Here is a 494-nt window from a genome sequence, read left to right as displayed (position 1 = left end):
CACTTCCTGTATCGGAACAAACGGAAGGTGTCACAAATAGAAACGGTTGGATGCGAAGATGCTGCTCAGTTTCGCGAGACTTGTTGCAGCCTGCCATTTCCACTTTTACTGGCGCGGCGTCGGACCGCGCCAGCGCCTCGGTGCCGGCGATCATGGTCGAGATTCCGGCTTCCTCGGCGACGGCATCGCCGCGCGGGCGGCCGCATCAGAAGACGAAGTCGGACGGTTGCAGGTCGTTCGGCTCGACGCCGATCAGCCTCAGGCTGTCTCCATGGCCGAAATCGATCACCACGTCGCTGCCATTGGTGGTGATCAGCGCCGCAAGCTGGTTCAGGCTGGTGACGCCATCGACATGCGACAGATCGATCTTGTCGTGGCCGGGGCCGGACGCCTGGAAATCGCTGACCGTGTCGGTACCGAAGCCGGTCTTGAACACGAATGTGTCGGCATCGGCGCCGCCGACCAGCAGGTCGGTGCCCGTGCCGCCGGAGAGC

1 protein-coding gene is annotated in these 494 nt (G+C 63.0%); it reads right to left on the bottom strand.

What is annotated here, in order from left to right; genetic code table 11:
* Positions 1-205: 205 nt before the first annotated feature.
* Positions 206-494: M10 family metallopeptidase C-terminal domain-containing protein (locus AC1D0P_RS28590; RefSeq protein ID WP_477679821.1), on the bottom strand; the 289-nt coding region annotated here is incomplete at its 5' end.

Source organism: Polaromonas sp. P1_G2, from assembly GCF_056405515.1.
This window is presented reverse-complemented; position numbering and strand designations above follow the sequence as displayed.